The organism is Thioalkalivibrio sp. HL-Eb18 (assembly GCF_000364985.1).
Classification (GTDB): domain Bacteria; phylum Pseudomonadota; class Gammaproteobacteria; order Ectothiorhodospirales; family Ectothiorhodospiraceae; genus Thioalkalivibrio.
In genome coordinates this window covers 53,048-70,219 of the sequence record NZ_KB822960.1, presented here as the reverse complement: position 1 = coordinate 70,219, position 17,172 = coordinate 53,048, and the positions used below count along the sequence as shown (strand labels likewise).

General features: G+C 65.8%; 10 protein-coding genes, 1 pseudogene and 1 riboswitch. Of the genes and pseudogenes, 5 read left to right on the top strand and 6 right to left on the bottom strand.

Features of this window, described 5'->3' with window-relative positions; all coding sequences use genetic code 11:
* Positions 1-60: 60 nt before the first annotated feature.
* The 4 genes from pyk to tkt all read right to left on the bottom strand — a co-directional run bounded on the left by pyk (position 61) and on the right by tkt (position 5,894).
* Positions 61-1,491, bottom strand: a complete 1,431-nt coding sequence (pyk, locus tag F813_RS0100335) for a pyruvate kinase (RefSeq protein WP_017925127.1) — start codon at positions 1,489-1,491, stop codon at positions 61-63.
* Between the two features lie 37 nt (positions 1,492-1,528).
* Complete coding sequence (locus F813_RS0100330; protein ID WP_012983750.1) at positions 1,529-2,707, bottom strand: phosphoglycerate kinase; 1,179 nt, start codon at positions 2,705-2,707, stop codon at positions 1,529-1,531.
* A gap of 138 nt (positions 2,708-2,845) precedes the next feature.
* Positions 2,846-3,844 (bottom strand): type I glyceraldehyde-3-phosphate dehydrogenase, encoded by a 999-nt coding sequence (gene gap / locus F813_RS0100325; RefSeq protein WP_012983751.1) that lies wholly within the window; start codon positions 3,842-3,844, stop codon positions 2,846-2,848.
* Positions 3,845-3,893: 49 nt separating this feature from the next.
* A complete protein-coding gene (tkt, locus tag F813_RS0100320; protein ID WP_017925126.1) occupies positions 3,894-5,894 on the bottom strand; it encodes a transketolase in 2,001 nt (666 codons plus the stop codon).
* A 358-nt stretch (positions 5,895-6,252) separates the two neighbouring features.
* Between tkt and metK the strand changes: the two genes are divergently transcribed.
* The 4 genes from metK to F813_RS0100300 all read left to right on the top strand — a co-directional run bounded on the left by metK (position 6,253) and on the right by F813_RS0100300 (position 10,695).
* Positions 6,253-7,425: a methionine adenosyltransferase gene (gene metK, locus F813_RS0100315; protein ID WP_012983753.1), complete on the top strand. Its 1,173-nt coding sequence runs from the start codon at positions 6,253-6,255 to the stop codon at positions 7,423-7,425.
* A 32-nt stretch (positions 7,426-7,457) separates the two neighbouring features.
* Positions 7,458-7,539: riboswitch (S-adenosyl-L-homocysteine riboswitch) on the top strand.
* A 19-nt stretch (positions 7,540-7,558) separates the two neighbouring features.
* Positions 7,559-8,971, top strand: coding sequence for an adenosylhomocysteinase (gene ahcY / locus F813_RS0100310; protein WP_012983754.1), 1,413 nt, complete (start codon positions 7,559-7,561; stop codon positions 8,969-8,971).
* Positions 8,972-9,066: 95 nt separating this feature from the next.
* Entirely contained in the window at positions 9,067-9,921 is an 855-nt protein-coding gene (gene metF, locus F813_RS0100305) for a methylenetetrahydrofolate reductase [NAD(P)H] (RefSeq protein WP_012983755.1), read from the top strand.
* A gap of 6 nt (positions 9,922-9,927) precedes the next feature.
* Positions 9,928-10,695: a 16S rRNA (uracil(1498)-N(3))-methyltransferase gene (locus F813_RS0100300; RefSeq protein WP_012983756.1), complete on the top strand. Its 768-nt coding sequence runs from the start codon at positions 9,928-9,930 to the stop codon at positions 10,693-10,695.
* A 17-nt stretch (positions 10,696-10,712) separates the two neighbouring features.
* Here F813_RS0100300 and F813_RS0100295 read toward each other — a convergent pair whose 3' ends face one another.
* Both F813_RS0100295 and F813_RS13470 read right to left on the bottom strand, forming a co-directional pair.
* Positions 10,713-11,204 carry a hypothetical protein gene (locus tag F813_RS0100295; protein ID WP_017925125.1) on the bottom strand — a complete coding sequence of 164 codons (492 nt, stop codon included), beginning with the start codon at positions 11,202-11,204 and terminating at the stop codon, positions 10,713-10,715.
* Positions 11,201-15,877 (bottom strand): annotated as a pseudogene (locus tag F813_RS13470) (Hpt domain-containing protein); the annotation flags it as partial. The pseudogene F813_RS13470 and the gene F813_RS0100295, both read right to left, overlap by 4 nt.
* A gap of 90 nt (positions 15,878-15,967) precedes the next feature.
* On the opposite strand from F813_RS13470, the gene F813_RS13465 reads away from it, so the two are divergent.
* Entirely contained in the window at positions 15,968-16,999 is a 1,032-nt protein-coding gene (locus F813_RS13465) for an IS110 family transposase (protein WP_012983403.1), read from the top strand.
* Positions 17,000-17,172: the final 173 nt, after the last annotated feature.

The following is a 17,172-nucleotide window of genomic DNA, read 5'->3' as shown; positions in this document are numbered from 1 at the left end:
CTTAACGGGATCGGACTGACGTAGTAAAAAATCTTGGGATTGTCAGGGGGCCGCGTCGGCTCACAGCTCGTCGCCAACGCGCACGATCTTCATGGCGTTGGTGCCGCCATGCTCGCCCTGCAAATCACCCTTGGTAATGATAACCAGCCCGCCATCCTGCACGACGCCCTCGGCCCGGAGCAAGTTGACCGCCTCACGGTTCAGGCTCTCGTGGCTTTCGGGGATCGGTTCCAGGATCCGGGGATATACCCCGCGATAGAGCGTCATACGGCGGCTGGTGGACTCGTGCTGGGTGAGCGCGTAGATCGGGATACCGGAGCTGATACGCGACATCCACAGGGCCGTGGAACCGGATTCGGTCAGCGCAGCAATGGCCGCCACGTCCAGGTGATTGGCCGTGTACATCGTGGCCATCGCGATGGCCTCGTCCACGCGGCCAAAGGTCGAATCCATGCGGTGATCCGACTGGCGCGCGGCGCGCTGACGCTCGGCGGCCTCGCAGATCCGGTCCATGCTCTCGACCACGCGCGCCGGATAGCGACCCGTCGCGGTCTCGCCGGAGAGCATCACCGCGTCCGTGCCGTCGAGCACCGCGTTGGCCACGTCGAAGACCTCGGCTCGCGTCGGGATGGGGTTCTGGATCATGGTCTCCATCATCTGGGTCGCCGTGATGACCAGACGATTGAGGGTGCGCGCCCGCGAGATCAGGGTCTTCTGCACGCCGGGCAGCTCGGCATCACCGATCTCCACGCCGAGGTCCCCGCGCGCGATCATGATGACCTCGGAGGCGGCGATGATCTCGTCGATCACCTCCAGGGCCTCGGAACGCTCGATCTTCGCGCAGATACCGGCCTCCCAGCCGGCGTCCTTCAGCAGGCTGCGCGCCAGGTGCAGGTCCTGCGCGGAACGCGGGAAGGAGACGGCCAGGTAGTCCACCTGCAGCTCGGCCGCCAGACGGATATCCTCGCGGTCCTTGTCGGTGATCGCGGGGGCGGACAGGCCGCCGCCCTGGCGGTTGATGCCCTTGTTGTTGGACAGCTCGCCCCCGACCACGACGGTCGTCTCGATGCGCGCCCCGTTGACGGCGGTCACCTTGAGCACAATGCGTCCGTCATCCAGCAGAAGGATGTCGTCGGGACGCACGTCCTGCGGCAGCTCCTTGTAGGTCAGCCCGACCTGGGTCCCATCCCCGGCGTCGCGATCCAGGTCCCCGTCCAGCGCGAAGGATGCGCCCTCCTGGAGCTGGACCCGGCCTTCGCGAAAGCGGTCGATGCGGATCTTCGGGCCCTGCAGATCGCCAAGCACCCCAACGCAGCGACCCGCCCGATCCGCCGCGGCGCGCAGGCGTGCGAGGCGGGCACGGTGGTCATCCGGGTCGCCATGCGAGAAGTTCAGCCGAACCACATCCACGCCGGCCCGGATGATGGCCTCCATGGCCTCGTCGGTATCCGTGGCCGGCCCGAGGGTGGCCACGATCTTGGTACGTCTCATCCGCGTCGCTCTCCGTCAGCGGAGAGCGCGCCGGGCATCAGCCGCGGGCGCGCTCTTCCAGGATGGCGACGGCCGGCAGGGTCTTGCCTTCCAGGAACTCGAGGAAGGCACCACCACCGGTGGAGATGTAGCTGATGCGATCGGCCAGGTTGTACTTGTCGATCGCGGCCAGGGTGTCACCACCGCCGGCGATGGAGAACGCATTGCTCTCGGCAATGGCCTCGCCCAGGGCCTTGGTACCGGCGGCGAACTGGTCGAACTCGAACACGCCGACGGGGCCGTTCCAGACGATGGTGCCGGCGTTGCGCAGGGCCTCGGCGTAGGTCGCCGCGGTCTCGGGACCGACGTCGAAGATCATGTCGTCATCGGCCACGGCATCGACCGACTTGGTCTCGGCCGGGGTCGACTCGGAGAATTCCTTGCCCACGGTCACGTCGGTCGGCACCGGGATCTCGCCGCCCTTGGCGCGGGCCGCCTCCATCAGGCGCTTGGACTCGTCGACCAGGTCCGCCTCGTACAGTGACTTGCCGACACCGTGGCCCTGGGCCGCGATGAAGGTGTTGGCGATGCCGCCGCCGACGATCAGCTGATCCACCACGTTGGACAGCGACTCCAGCACGGTCAGCTTGGTCGAGACCTTGGAGCCGCCGACGATGGCCACCAGCGGGCGCTTCGGGGTCTCCAGGGCCTTGCCCAGGGCCTCCAGCTCCTTGGCCAGCAGCGGACCGGCGCAGGCCTGCGGGGCAAACTTCGCCACGCCGTGGGTCGAGGCCTGGGCGCGGTGGGCCGTACCGAAGGCATCCATCACGAACACGTCGCACAGGGCCGCGTACTTCTTCGCCAGCGCCTCGTCGTCCTTCTTCTCGCCCGCATTGAAGCGGACGTTTTCGAGCAGGATGACCTCGCCCGGCTTGGCGTCCACACCGTCGAGGTAGTCCCGTACGAGACGCACCTCGCGGCCCAGCAGACCGGCCATGTGCTCGGCGACCGGGGCCAGGGAATCCTCTTCGGAGAACTCGCCCTCGGTCGGGCGGCCGAGGTGCGACATCAGCATCACCGCGGCGCCGGCGTCCAGCGCCTTCTGCACGGTCTCCAGGCTCGCACGGATACGCGCGTCGGAGGTGACCTTGCCGCCTTTCACCGGCACGTTCAGGTCCTGGCGCACCAGCACACGGCGGCCATTCAGGTCGAGATCGGTCATCTTGATGACAGACATAGGAGTACCTCTCGAAATTCGGTTGAAAAGAAAAAGGCTTCGGGCGAGCCCCGTTCGGGGCTCGCCCCAGGCCTCTGGTCCCCGGTCAACCCGGGACAAGGAAAACGGCCGGGCCCGCGAGGACCCGGCCGTCAGGCCTTACTTGGCGACGTGCTCCACCATGCGCAGCATGTTGCAGGTGTAGCCGTACTCGTTGTCGTACCAGGCCACGACCTTCACGAAGGTCGGGTCCAGCTGGATGCCGGCGCCAGCATCGAACACGGACGGGGCGGTGTAGCCACGGAAGTCCGTGGAGACCACCAGCTCGTCGGTGTATCCCAGCACGCCCTTCAGCTCGCCCTCGGAGGCCTTCTTCATGGCCGCGCAGACGTCGTCGTACTTGGCGTCGCCGTTCAGTTCCACGGTCAGGTCGACCACGGAGACGTCGGAGGTCGGCACACGGAAGGCCATGCCGGTCAGCTTGCCGTTCAGTTCCGGCAGCACCTTGCCCACGGCCTTGGCCGCACCGGTGGAGGACGGGATGATGTTCTCCAGGATGCCGCGGCCGCCGCGCCAGTCCTTCATGGACGGGCCGTCAACGGTCTTCTGGGTCGCAGTGGCGGCGTGCACGGTGGTCATCAGGCCACGCTTGATGCCCCAGGTGTCATTCAGCACCTTGGCCACCGGGGCCAGGGCGTTGGTGGTGCAGGAGGCGGCGGAGACCATGTTCTGGCCCGCGTAGTCACCGTGGTTCACGCCATAGACGAACATCGGGGTGTCATCCTTGGACGGCGCGGACATCACGACCTTCTTGGCGCCGGCGTCCAGGTGCTTCTGGGCGGTCTCGGCGGTCAGGAACAGGCCGGTGGACTCGATCACGATGTCGGCGTTGATGTCGCCCCACTTCAGCGCGGCCGGATCCTTCTCGGCGGTCAGGCGGATGCGGTTGCCATTCACCACCAGGTGGTCGCCGTCGACGCTGATGTCACCCTCGAAGCGGCCGTGCACGGAGTCGTAGCGCAGCATGTAGGCCAGGTACTCCGGATCCAGCAGGTCGTTGATACCGACCACCTGGAGGTTCGGGAAGTCCTTGGCGATGGCGCGGAAGGCCATGCGGCCGATACGACCGAAGCCGTTAATACCAACCTTGATCGACATAGGATGTCTCCTCTTTTCTTGCTTATGCGAAATCGATGCGGACGTAAGCTTAGCCGTTCAGCACGTCACGGGCGATCTGGGCGACGTTCTCCGGCTTGAAGCCGAAGTAGTCGAACAGGGCGCCACCCGGGGCCGACTCGCCGAAGCGATCCATGCCGAACACGGCGCCGTCCAGACCGGTGAACTTGTACCAGCCCGCAGTGGCGCCCGCCTCGACCGCCACGCGCTTGCGCACGGCGGCCGGCAGCACGGCCTCCCGGTAGGCGGGGTCCTGCTGCTCGAACAGCTCGACGCAGGGCATGGAGACGACGCGCGCCTTCTTGCCTTCGCCGGCAAGCTCCTCGGCGGCCTTGACCGCCAGCTCGACCTCGGAGCCGGTCGCGATAAAGATCAGGTCCGGGGTGCCGTCGCAGTCCTTCAGGATGTAACCACCACGGGCGATGTTGGCGAGCTGTTCGCCATCGCGCTCCATGTGCGGCAGGCCCTGACGCGACAGGATGAACGCGGAGGGGCCGTCGGTGCGTTCGATACCGGCCTTCCAGGCGACGGCGGTCTCGACCGCGTCGCAGGGGCGCCAGACGTTCAGGTTGGGGATCAGGCGCAGGCTCGGGGTCTGCTCGATCGGCTGGTGGGTCGGGCCGTCTTCGCCCAGACCGATGGAGTCATGGGTCAGTACGTACATGACACGCTGGCCCATCAGCGCGGACATGCGGATGCCGTTGCGGGCATAGTCGGAGAAGATCAGGAAGGTGCCGCCGTACGGGATGAAGCCGCCGTGCAGGGCGATGCCGTTCATGATCGCGGCCATGCCGAACTCGCGCACGCCGTAGTAGACGTAGTTGCCCGCGGCATCGTCCCTGCTGACGCCCTTGGAGCCGGGGTACATGGTCAGGTTGGAGCCGGCCAGGTCGGCGGAGCCGCCCAGCAGTTCCGGGACGGCCGGCGCCATGCCGGCGATCGCGTTCTGCGAGGCCTTGCGCGAGGCGACCTTCTCGGCCTTCTCGACGGTTTCCTTGATGTAGGCGTTGGCCTTTTCGCTCCAGTCGGACGGCAGGTCACCCGCCATGCGGCGCTCGAACTCGGCGGCCAGTTCCGGATGCGCCTGCTTGTACGCGGCAAAGCGTTCGTTCCACTCGGACTCGGCCTTGGCGCCCTTGTCCTTTGCACTCCAGCCTTCGTAGATCTCGTTCGGGATCTCGAACGGGGCGTGGTTCCAGCCGAGCTCCTTGCGGGTCAGCGCGACTTCGTCGTCGCCCAGGGCAGCGCCGTGACACTCTTCCTTGCCACACTTGTTCGGCGAACCGAAGCCGATCACGGTGCGGCAGCAGATCAGGCTCGGCTTGTCGCTGTTCTGGCGTGCCTCTTCGATCGCGGCCTTGACCGCATCGGCGTCGTGACCATCCACACCACGTACCACGTGCCAGCCATAGGCTTCGAAACGGGTCGGGGTATCGTCGGTGAACCACCCCTCGACTTCGCCGTCGATGGAGATGCCGTTGTCATCCCAGAAGGCGATCAGCTTGCCCAGGCCCAGGGTGCCGGCCAGCGCGCAGCTTTCGTGGGAGATCCCTTCCATCATGCAGCCATCGCCGAGGAAGGCGTAGGTGTGATGATCAACGATGTCGTGCTCGGGCTGGTTGAAGTGCGCGGCCATCATCTTCTCGGCCAGCGCCATGCCCACCGCGTTGGAGATCCCCTGGCCCAGCGGGCCGGTCGTGGTCTCCACACCCGGGGTGTAGCCGTATTCCGGGTGACCCGGGGTCTTGGAGTGCAGCTGACGGAACTGCTTGAGCTCGTCCATAGGCAACTCGTAGCCGGTCAGGTGCAGCAGGGAGTAGATCAGCATGGAGCCGTGGCCGTTGGACATCACGAAGCGGTCGCGATCGGGCCAGTGCGGGTTGGCCGGGTTGTGCTGCATGTAGTCGTTCCACAGCACTTCGGCGATATCCGCCATCCCCATTGGGGCGCCCGGGTGGCCGGAATTGGCCTTCTGGACGGCATCCATCGACAGGGCGCGAATGGCATTGGCAAGCTCTCTACGGGTCGGCATGCTGAACTCCTGCTCTTTCGAAATAGTGTTGGGTTCGGCTGGCGGCGATCAGCGGCGCGGGGCGCCAGCGGCGGCCAGACCCGGACAGGTCGACCGATCGAGGGCACACAGATCCTGCCGGCGCTCAAAGACACGGAATGGCCCGAGCAGCCCCAGCAAAGGCGATGCATTTTGGCCACTTTCCGCGATCGGGGCAAGTCGGTGCCAGAGCGCACCAGAACGCGGTCTCGACGGGATTCGTGCGCCCCGGGGCCCCACAAACACCGGGAGGGGGGCTTAGAAAATCTCGTCGAGTTGCGTTACAGTACGGGTCGTTTTGCGCAAAACTAAATCGAAACGACCCACAAAGGAACGCCTAATGTCCAACGATTACATCTTCACCTCGGAATCGGTTTCCGCGGGCCATCCCGACAAGATGGCCGACCTGGTCTCCGACACCATCGTCGACGCCATCATCGAGCAGGACCCGCATGCGCGTATCGCCTGCGAGACCGCCACCAAGACCGGCATGGTCATGCTGCTGGGCGAGATCACCACTGGCGCGCAGATCGACTACGAAAAGCTGGTGCGCGAGACGGTCTGCGAGATCGGCTACAACGATTCCGACGTCGGCTTCGACGGCAAGACCTGCGCCGTGCTGAACGTGCTGGGTGAACAGTCCCAGGACATCGCCATGGGTGTGGACCGCGACGTCTCCGACCGCGCCACCCAGGGCGCCGGTGACCAGGGCCTGATGTTCGGCTACGCCGCGCGCGAAACCGATACGCTGATGCCCGCCCCGATCTTCTACGCCCACAAGATGGTGCGTATCCAGTCCGAACTGATGAAGAGCGGCAAGCTGCCGTGGCTGCGCCCGGACGCCAAGTCCCAGGTCTCGCTGCGCTACGAAGACGGCAAGCCGGCCGGCCTGGACGCGGTGGTCCTGTCCACCCAACACAGCCCGGACATCTCGCAGAAGGACCTGAAGGAAGCGATCTACGAAGAGATCTTCAAGAAGGTGCTGCCGAACGAATGGCTGAGCCAGGTCTCGGATGACAAGATTCACATCAACCCGACCGGCAAGTTCGAGATCGGGGGCCCGGTGGGTGACGCCGGTCTGACCGGCCGCAAGATCATCGTCGACACCTACGGCGGCATGGCCCGTCACGGTGGTGGCGCGTTCTCCGGCAAGGACCCGTCCAAGGTGGACCGTTCCGCCGCCTACGCCGGCCGCTACGTGGCCAAGAACATCGTCGCCGCCGGCCTGGCCGACAAGTGCGAGATCCAGGTTTCCTACGCCATCGGCGTGGCCGAGCCGACCTCGATCACCGTCGACACCTTCGGCACCGGCAAGGTCGACGATCGCAAGATCGAAGGCTTCGTGCGCGAAGTGTTTGATCTGCGCCCGTGGGGCCTGATCCAGATGATGGATCTGCTGCGCCCGATCTACAAGGCGACCGCCGCCTATGGTCACTTCGGCCGCGAAGACGTCGACCTCCCCTGGGAGCGCACCGACAAGGCCGAGGAACTCAAGAAGATGGCGGGCCTCTAAACAGACCCCTATTTGGTAAGCGAAATACCCATCCGGCTGAGGAGCGCTGCAGCGGTTTAACCGTCAGGCTCAGCCGGATGTCCCCCTGAAACGTGAACACGGCGCTCATCCAGATAACCGGAGAAGTTGATCCATGAATGCTGTGATGAACGACAAGAAAACGACCGATTACGTCGTCAAGGACATCAACCTTGCCGAATTCGGCCGCAAGGAAATTGCGATCGCCGAGACCGAAATGCCCGGTCTGATCCAGACCCGCGAAGAGTTCGCGGCCTCCAAGCCGCTGAAGGGCGCCAAGATTGCCGGCTCCCTGCACATGACCATCCAGACCGCGGTTCTGATCCAGACCCTGGAAGCCCTGGGCGCCGACGTGCGCTGGGCCTCCTGCAACATCTACTCCACCCAGGACCACGCCGCGGCCGCGATTGCCGACAACGGCACCCCGGTCTTCGCCGTGAAGGGCGAGACCCTGGAAGAGTACTGGGACTACTGCCACCGCATCTTCGAATTCGACGGCGGCGCCAACATGATCCTGGACGACGGCGGTGACGCCACTCTGCTCCTGCACATCGGTGCCAAGGCCGAGAAGGACCAGTCCGTCATCTCCAACCCGGAGAACGAAGAAGAGATCGCCCTGTTTGCCTCGATCAAGGATCGCCTGGCCAAGCAGCCGAACTGGTACTCCGAGCAGCTCGCCAAGATCAAGGGCGTGACCGAAGAGACCACCACCGGTGTCCATCGCCTGTACCAGATGGCGAAGGACGGCGAGCTGGCCTTCCCGGCGATCAACGTCAACGACTCGGTCACCAAGTCCAAGTTCGACAACCTGTACGGCTGCCGCGAGTCCACCGTGGACTCCATCAAGCGCGCCACCGACGTGATGATCGCGGGCAAGATCGCCGTGGTCGCCGGTTATGGTGACGTCGGCAAGGGTGCCGCCCAGTCGCTGGCCGGCCTGGGTGCCACCGTGTGGATCACCGAGATCGACCCGATCTGCGCCCTGCAGGCCTCGATGGAAGGCTTCCGCGTGGTCACGATGGACGAGGCCGCCGACAAGGCCGAGATCTTCGTTACCGCCACCGGTAACAAGGACGTGATCACCGAAGATCACATGACTCGCATGAAGGATCAGGCCATCGTCTGCAACATCGGTCACTTCGACTCCGAGATCGCCGTGGCCGCGATGCGCAAGTACGAGTGGGAGAACATCAAGCCGCAGGTTGACCACATCATCCTGCCGAACGGCAACCGGATCATCATGCTGGCCGAAGGCCGCCTGGTGAACCTGGGCTGCGGCACCGGCCATCCGAGCTTCGTGATGTCCAACTCCTTCACCAACCAGACCCTGGCCCAGATCGAGCTGTGGACGAAGGGTGACCAGTACGACAAGAACGTCTACGTGCTGCCGAAGCACCTGGACGAGAAGGTCGCGCAGCTGCATCTGAAGAAGCTGGGTGCCAACCTGACCCGTCTGACCGACGAACAGGCCAAGTACCTGGGTCTGCCGGTGGATGGCCCGTTCAAGCCGGAACACTACCGCTACTGATCGGCCAGCCTCACATTTCAATTCGTTGTTAATGTGAACGCCGGGGCGGGCCGCATGTTCGTGCGGTCCGCCTTCTTTTTGTCTGGAGGACAAACATGTCTGACCAAAAACGCGTCTTCAGCGTTGAATTCTTCCCGCCCAAGGACGAGGCCGGGGCCGAACGGCTGGCCAAGGCCCGCAAGCGTCTGGGCGCCCTCAAACCCGAGTTCTACTCCGTAACCTTTGGTGCCGGCGGCTCGACCCGTGACCGCACCCTGGAAACGGTCAAGGACATCATCAACAAGGACGGCATCCCGGCCGCCCCGCACGTCTCCTGTATCTCCTCGACCAAGGGCGAGCTGCACGAGCTGCTGTCGACCTACCGCGACATCGGCGTCAACCGTATCGTCGCACTGCGCGGCGACCTGCCGTCCGGCACCAAGAACTCCGGCGGCGACTTCCGCTATGCCTCCGAGCTCGTCGAGTTCGTGCGCGCCGAGTTCGGTGACCAGTTCAAGATCGAGGTGGCGGCCTATCCGGAGTTCCATCCGCAGGCCCCGAACGCCGAGAAGGACCTGGAGAATTTCAAGACCAAGGTGGACGCCGGCGCCGATGCCGCGATCACCCAGTACTTCTACAACGTGGACGCCTACGAGGCCTTCATGGAACGGGTGGAGAAGATGGGCATCACTATCCCGATCATTGTCGGGATCATGCCGATCACCAACTACACCCAGATCGTGCGCTTCTCCGAGATGTGCGGCGCCGAGATCCCGCGCTATATCCGCAAGCGGATGGAGGCCTATGGCGACGACAAGGAGTCGATCCGCAAGTTTGGCATCGAGATCGCCACACGCCTGACCGACGACGTCCTCGACAAGGGCGCCCCGGGCATCCACTTCTACTCCATGAACCAGGCCGGTCCGACCGAGACCATCTGGAAAAACCTGGACCTGGACAACCGTCGGTAACACCCGATGCGCTGCCCCCGGCTTCTGATCAACGACACGGATCTGGCCGCGGGGCAGTCTATTCCCGCTTCGCAGGACCGGCTGCACTACGCCACCAATGTCCTGCGCCTCAAGAACGATGCCGCCTGCCGGGTGTTCGACGGCCAGGGCAACGAATTCCATGCCCGCCTGGAGGTCACCGGACGTCGTTCCGGCACCTTCCATCTGGGTGACCGCGCCGCCGCCCCCACCACACCCGCACGCCCCATTGAGCTTCTCCAGGGCATTGCCCGAGGCGACCACATGGACCTGGCGGTACAGAAGGCGGTGGAGCTGGGTATCAGTGTGATCCGGCCCGTGCTTTGCGAGCGCAGCCGTTCGGCCGCCGCCCACCGAGGGCTGGACAAGCGCCAGGCCCACTGGGCCGGGATCATCCAGGCGGCGGCCGAACAATGCGGCCGTAACGAGCTACCACTTCTGGTGCCACCCGCCACACTGGACGAGGCCCTGGACGCCAGCTCACCCGGCCTCGACCTGGTCGCGGACGAGCAGGGCCCACCCCTGTCCGGGGCGCTCGACTCGTTCGGGAAGGGGGGCACGTCCGGGCGGGTACGGATACTGATCGGACCCGAGGGGGGGCTGACCGACGAGGAACGCATCCAGGCGCGCAACGCCGGGTTTCAAGCGGTCGCCATGGGCCCCCGTACCCTGCGCACGGAAACGGCCGCGATCAGCCTCTTGACCCTGGTGCAATGGAGGCTCGGGGATCTCGACGGTGGGGCCGCCCTCACCTGACGTTCGAGGCAGTCGGCCTATGCCGTTTCCGGCTGCGAGAGCTCGAGCAAGCGATCCTCGATCGCATCGAGTCGCAGCAGGTGGCTGGTTACCCCCGACGCCTTTACCCGCCACGCCCACGGAGAGGCGTCCGCCTCGTCAACGGCGTAGATGTTTTGCGGCGTGATGCGCACTGGATGTGGCGTGCCACGCACCTCCAGCGCATAGAACGGCAGTCGCTCCGGCTGGGTAATCGCCTGCATGACCAGCAAGCGGGTAAACCGGCGCTGCGCATCCTCGACTGGGTGTTCGGGATACAACAGACGGTGGACATTGACCACGGGCACCTGGACGTCCTGCCAGATCAGCGTGGGCTCCAGCCAGGGGATGTCCGCATGCTCGTGATCGGTCTGCACGGCACCTGCCCGAGTGGTGACCTCGAGAAAGGCGCTACGCGGCAACAGGATGGACCCGGTGTCCAGCTGCACGATCACCGATTCGACCGACGGCTCGCGGGCCTCTTCGCTCATACGGCGACCTCCTCAAGGTGACGCCGGATTTCGTCCAGCAGGTCATTCTCCAGATACGGCTTGCCCAGATAGCCATTGACACCCAGCCGCGAGGCACGCTCGCGATGCTTCGTGCCACTGCGTGATGTGATCATGATAATCGGGACCTGACTCAACTCCGGATGGTCGCGGACATGGGCAGCGAACTCGAACCCGTCCATGCGCGGCATCTCCACATCCAGCAGGATCAGCTGCGGTCGCCGCTCCTCCAGCATCGTCACGGCATCGAGACCGTCGCGGGCCGTGACCACATCGTACCCATGGCGGGCGAGCAGACGCGCGGTAACCTTGCGGATGGTGATCGAGTCATCCACGACCATGATACGCGGGGCACCGGCAATCTCCGCCGGCACGCCCGCCTCGACAGTGCCCGCCGTGGCCGCCGCGAACCGGACCAGCATGCTCAGGTCGAGGATCAGCATGACCGAGCCATCGCCCTGCAGGGTGGCACCAGCGACCCCGGGGATACGACTCAGGACCGGGCCTACCGATTTCACAACCACTTCCTGGCTCCCCAGCAACCCGTCGATCCGCAACGCCACGCGCTGATCGTCGGCGCGCACCAGCAACAGCGGGAACGCGTGGTCCGGCAGATGGCTGGCACTGGCCTGTGTCTCGACACCCATCAGGTCACCCAGGGCCCGCACGGCGTAGTCCTGACCGGCGTAGGGATAGCTCACATGCCCGTCGCCGCCGGCCACGACCTCTTCAGCATGCGCCCGCACGACGCCCTCCACGGACGCCATGGGCACGGCGAAGATCTCCTCGCCCACCTGCACCAGCAATGCCTGCGAGATCGCCAGCGTAAACGGCAACCGCATGGTAAAGCGCGAGCCTCGTCCGGGCGTCGAATCGATCTCCAGCGTGCCGCCCAGTTGCTTGACGTCGCTGTTCACCACATCCAGCCCCACCCCGCGACCGGCCACCTGCGACACTTCCGTGGCAGTGGAGAACCCGGACTGCAGGATCAACTGCAGGGCCTGGGCATCGGTAATCTCGGCATCGGCTGTCAGCAGCCCGCGCTCCACGGCGCGCGTGCGGATAGCATGGGCATCGATCCCGGCGCCATCGTCCGTCACTTGCAAGCGGATCTCGCTGCCTGACTGCTCGAGCGACACCACGATCTGGCCCGTTTCCGCCTTGCCGGCCGCGCGACGCGCCTCGCTGTCCTCAATACCGTGCGCAATTGCATTGCGCAGCAGGTGCTCGAGCGGGGCGACCAGCCGTTCCAGCAATGCGCGGTCGAGCTCGGCCCCCTGCCCGGAAAACTCCACACGGACCGACTTGCCCATGTCGTCGCCGGCCTGGCGTACCACACGCCGCAGACGCGGGGCCATACGCGCGAAGCGCACCATGCGCTGGCGCATCAGCTGGTCCTGGAGATCGGTCCCCACGCGACGCTGCTGCAGCAGGATACCGCCGGCATTCTGCAGCTCGTCACCCACGTCCTGCTTCAGGGCCTCAAGGTCACTGACACTCTCGGCCAGCGCGCGCGAGAGCTGCTGAATGCCGGAATAGCGGTCCATCTCCAGCGGATCGAAATCCACCGCCTCGTCACCGCTCTCCTTCTCGACCCGGAACAGAATCTGCGCCTCGGTCTCGATCTCGAGCTTGCGCAGCTGCTCGCGCAGACGAGCGATCGTCCGCTCCAGTTCATCGACCTGACCTTCGACACGACCCACCGTCTGCTCGAAGCGACGATGGAAGGTCGCGAGCTCACCGGCATGATTGACCAGCGCATCCAGCACCTCGGCATCCATGCGCACCTGGTCCTGGATACGGCGTGCATCCACCGGCGCGGGTTGCGCGACGGTCTCCGGCTCGTCGTCCGGTAGCAGGGCCGCGGGCTCCGCGGGCTCCGCGTCCTCGGCCTCACGGCTGGGAGCTGGTTGGCTCTCGAACTCTTCGCCGCCACCGGATGCCCAGTCGCGCAAGGCCGGCAGGGTCTCGCTGGCCTCTTCGTTCGTCTGCCAGCTACCGACCCCGCGCTCGACCAGATGCTGGACATCGGTCAATGCACGCTCGACCAGCCGGAAGAATCCCTCGCGGGGCTCCAGTCCGGTCTCGGTCTCCATGCCCAAGGCACTTTCCAGGGCATGGGCAATCGCCCCGACCACCTCGAAACCAGCCATCCGGGCACTGCCCTTCAGCGTATGTACCTCGCGCTGGAAGGCATTCTGATCCGGCCCCGGACGGCCGCCGGCCTCGCGCCACGATGCCAGGGCCGCGAACGCAGCCTCCAGGATATCGCGGGCCTCTTCGATGAATACCTCGGCGAACTCCGGATCGATCTCTTCCTCCGGCTCCACCTCCAGCCCGGCATCCGGCTCGCCCGCCAGCCCGGCGTCGCCGGGCTCGGCGCCCACCGCTTCGGCCTCCGCTGGCTCGGACGTCGAAGGTGTCGCGTCGTCGACATCCGGTTGCGGTGGCTCAAGCGCCGATTCGTGCGCATCCGACTGTGGCGGCTCGGGGACCTGCTCGGCGGCATCCTCGTCGGTAGCGCGCAGCAACTGCTCGGCGGTCGCATGGTCGAGGAGCTCGTAGACCTCGGGCGACCACTTGGGCGGTGCGTCGGTCTTGAGCGGGTCGGGATGCTCGTCGGCCACTGCATCCGCCACGTAGCGCTCGAGTTCGGCAAGCAGGGTCTGGGCGCGCGCCGCCAGCGGCCACTCCATCTCGCGATGGATGCGCACGATGCGCTCAAACGGGCCGCACACGGCGTAGATGCCACGGATGTCGGCCGTTCGGGCACTCCCGTTCAGGGTATGCAGTGCGCGCTCGAGCTCGTGATTCGGCACCCTGTCGGGCCGGCTCCCGGACGCGTCGATCCATTCACGAAGGGTAGCCAGATGGGTACGGGCCTCGGCCGAGAACACCTGCCAGAGTTGCGGGTCGGTGCCCGCGTCCTCGGGCAGCTCGAGCGCTTCGTCGTTTGTTTCCAGCGCGGGTTCCGCAGGGATAGGCGGCTCGAGGGCAGCCTCGGGCGCATCCAGCTCCTGTGCATCCAGGTCCAGCGGCTCCGCCGCCTCCAGTTGGTCTTCCGGGGCCTCCGGAATGGGGGCTGCCGGCCATTCGGGTTCGGCAGAGCCAGCGGAGTCCAGGGCCTCCATGCTGCGCGCGAGCGCGGCAAAATCGTCCTCGGCACCGGCCGGCATCTCGGCTGATTCCTCCGCCGGCTCCATCTCGCCGGACAGCAGTGCCTGCAGGCGCAAGGCGATATCCAGTACCGGGGTATCCGGGCCGGTATCGTCACGGACTTCTGCCACCAGGCCCGGCAGGACCGCAATCGCATCCTCAAGTGCCTGGATGGTCGCGAAGTCCGCCTCTTGCCCGCCTTCCAGCAGGCGATTCAGGAATGACTCCACGACCCAGGCAAATTCCCCCAGACGCAAGGCCCCCGCCAGGCGGCCGGAACCCTTGAGCGTATGAAAGGAACGACGGATCACCGTCAGGGCATCCATGTCGGAGGGCGCGGCCTGCCAGCGCGGGAACTGCTCGCCGAGGCTTTCGATCTCCTCGTCGGCTTCCTCGAGGAAGATATCGAGAATCTCGGGATCGATATCCGGCCCCCGAACCTGCGAGGACAACACGGACTCGTCGTAGTGCAAACGTTCTGCACTCGAGACATGCACCGGCGGGGCCGGAGCGGTTTCGGATACTGCCGCCGGCTCGGGAATATCCTCCTCGGCCTCAGCAAAAACGGCCAGCGGCTCTTCCTGCCCCGTGACCTCCTCGATATCGTCACCCGGTGAAAGTTCTTCCCCGCTTGCACCCAGGGACACATCGGTCAGCGAAACGGGGCGCTCGACCGCATCGCCACCGGAGATCGCGCCCAGACGCTGCAGTGCGGCCACACCCCGCTCGTGGACACTATCCAGCTCGCGCCAGGGCTGCCCGGAGGACTCCAGCGCCAGCTCGATCGAGCTCAACACCTCCGCCAGCGCCCCGACCTCGTCCTCACCCAGGTCGCGTGCCGCCAGCCCGGCGTCAGCACGAGCCTCCAGATAGCGGATCAACGGCTGCAACAGGGCCTGCAGGGCCTCGAAACCGCCGATCGACATCGCACCGTCGACCCGCTCCAGCGCGCTGCGGGCCTCGTGCAGCCCGTTATCCGCGCCTTCTCCGGAGAGGTATCCGAGCAAGGTATCGCGCACGCGCCGCACGTCCACCAGGGCCTCCTGGTAGACCGCCGCCGCCAGGTGGCGATCAAAGTCGGCACGCGGGCCGCTGGCCGCACGCCGACGCAGGCCCGATTCGAGCAGCGACTCCAGTGCCAGTAGATGCTCGGCCAATTCCATGTCGACCTGTTCGTCGGATTGCCCGGCCCGCTCCGGCGTCAGGGCCTCCATCAGGGCATCGGTGTGGCGCTGGCCCGCCTCCAGACCGAGCAGACTCAGGGTCGAGCCGATCCGCTCGACCTGTTCGCTCAGGCTGGCCAATTCCTCTTGGCCGCGCTGTTCCGAACGCATCAGCACGTCCAGACGCTCGCGCACCTCGGCCAGGTCGTCTTCCAGGGCGGCGCGCAGATTCTGATAGACCGCCTGGCCGACCCCTCCGCCGTCGTCGCCTTGCAGCGCGTCCAGACCGAACACTTCGCGCACCGCGCGCGCCTGTTCGCCATCGGAACTTGACCCCAATGGAATGGACGCCCCCGCCCTATTACGGCATCGCGATGTGCCAGAGTGGGGGTGTGAACTCTCACTCGAAGCGACGGAGGCGTCCAGATGCAGGTTACAACACTCGGCATTGATCTCGCGAAGAACGTGTTTCAGGTCCACGGCGTGGATGCGCAGGGCCGGAAGGTGTTTTCGAAGGCGATCACGCGGAAGAAGCTGCTTGCGTTCCTGGCGCAGCTGCCGGCGTGCCGGGTGGGCATGGAGGCCTGCGGGAGTGCCCATTACTGGGCCCGTGAGTTGCAGGCGTTGGGGCACGAGGTGCGGCTGATGGCGCCGCAGTTCGTGAAGCCCTACGTGAAGACGAACAAGAACGACCGGGCGGACGCCGAGGCGATCTGTGAGGCGGTGACCCGCCCGAACATGCGTTTCGTGCCGATCAAGACGCCCGACCAGCAGGCGGTACTGGCTTTGCACCGGGTGCGCGAGGGCCAGATCAAGGCGCGCACCGCGCAGGCCAACCAGTTGCGCGGCTTGCTGGCTGAGTTCGGGATCGTGGTGCCCCAGGGGATGACGACCCTGTTCCGCGAGCTCCCGGGGATCCTGGAGGACGCGGAGAACGGCTTGCCGGATCTGTTCCGCACGCTGCTGGCCGACCGGCTCGACGAGTTGCGGCGACTGGACCAGGCCGTGAAGGAACAGGAGCGCCAGATCCAGGCCTGGCATCGAAGTCATGCGGTCAGCCGGCGCCTGGCCGAGATCCCGGGGATCGGATCGATCAGCGCGACCGCCTTGGTCGCCGCGATCGGCAATGCCCGGCACTTCAAGAACGGTCGCCAGCTGGCCGCCTGGATGGGGCTGGTGCCCAAGCAGCACTCCAGTGGCGGCCAGTCGAACCTGCTGGGGATCAGCAAGCGCGGCGACCGCTACCTGCGCATGCTGCTGATCCACGGGGCGCGGTCCGCCCTGTTGGCGGATCAGCGCCGCGGCGAGGGCGGCGACCCTTGGCTCGAAGGGTTACGCCAGCGGCGCGGTTCCAACGTGGCCACCGTGGCCCTGGCCAACAAGAATGCCCGCACGGTCTGGGCCCTGATGGCCCATGACCGGACGTTTGACCCCGGCTTACGCGGCGCCGCCGCGTAAGCCTGAAAAAACGGAGAAGCGAACGCGTTATTACGTACCCAACCCTCGATTGCGCAAGCGATTGAGCATGATGGCAACGGGAGCGATCCCGGTGGGGGCCAGTCCGATCATTGCGAAGCACCTCGAGTGCGCGACCTCGCTGGGACCCTCCACCCGCGGAATCCATCCGGGAC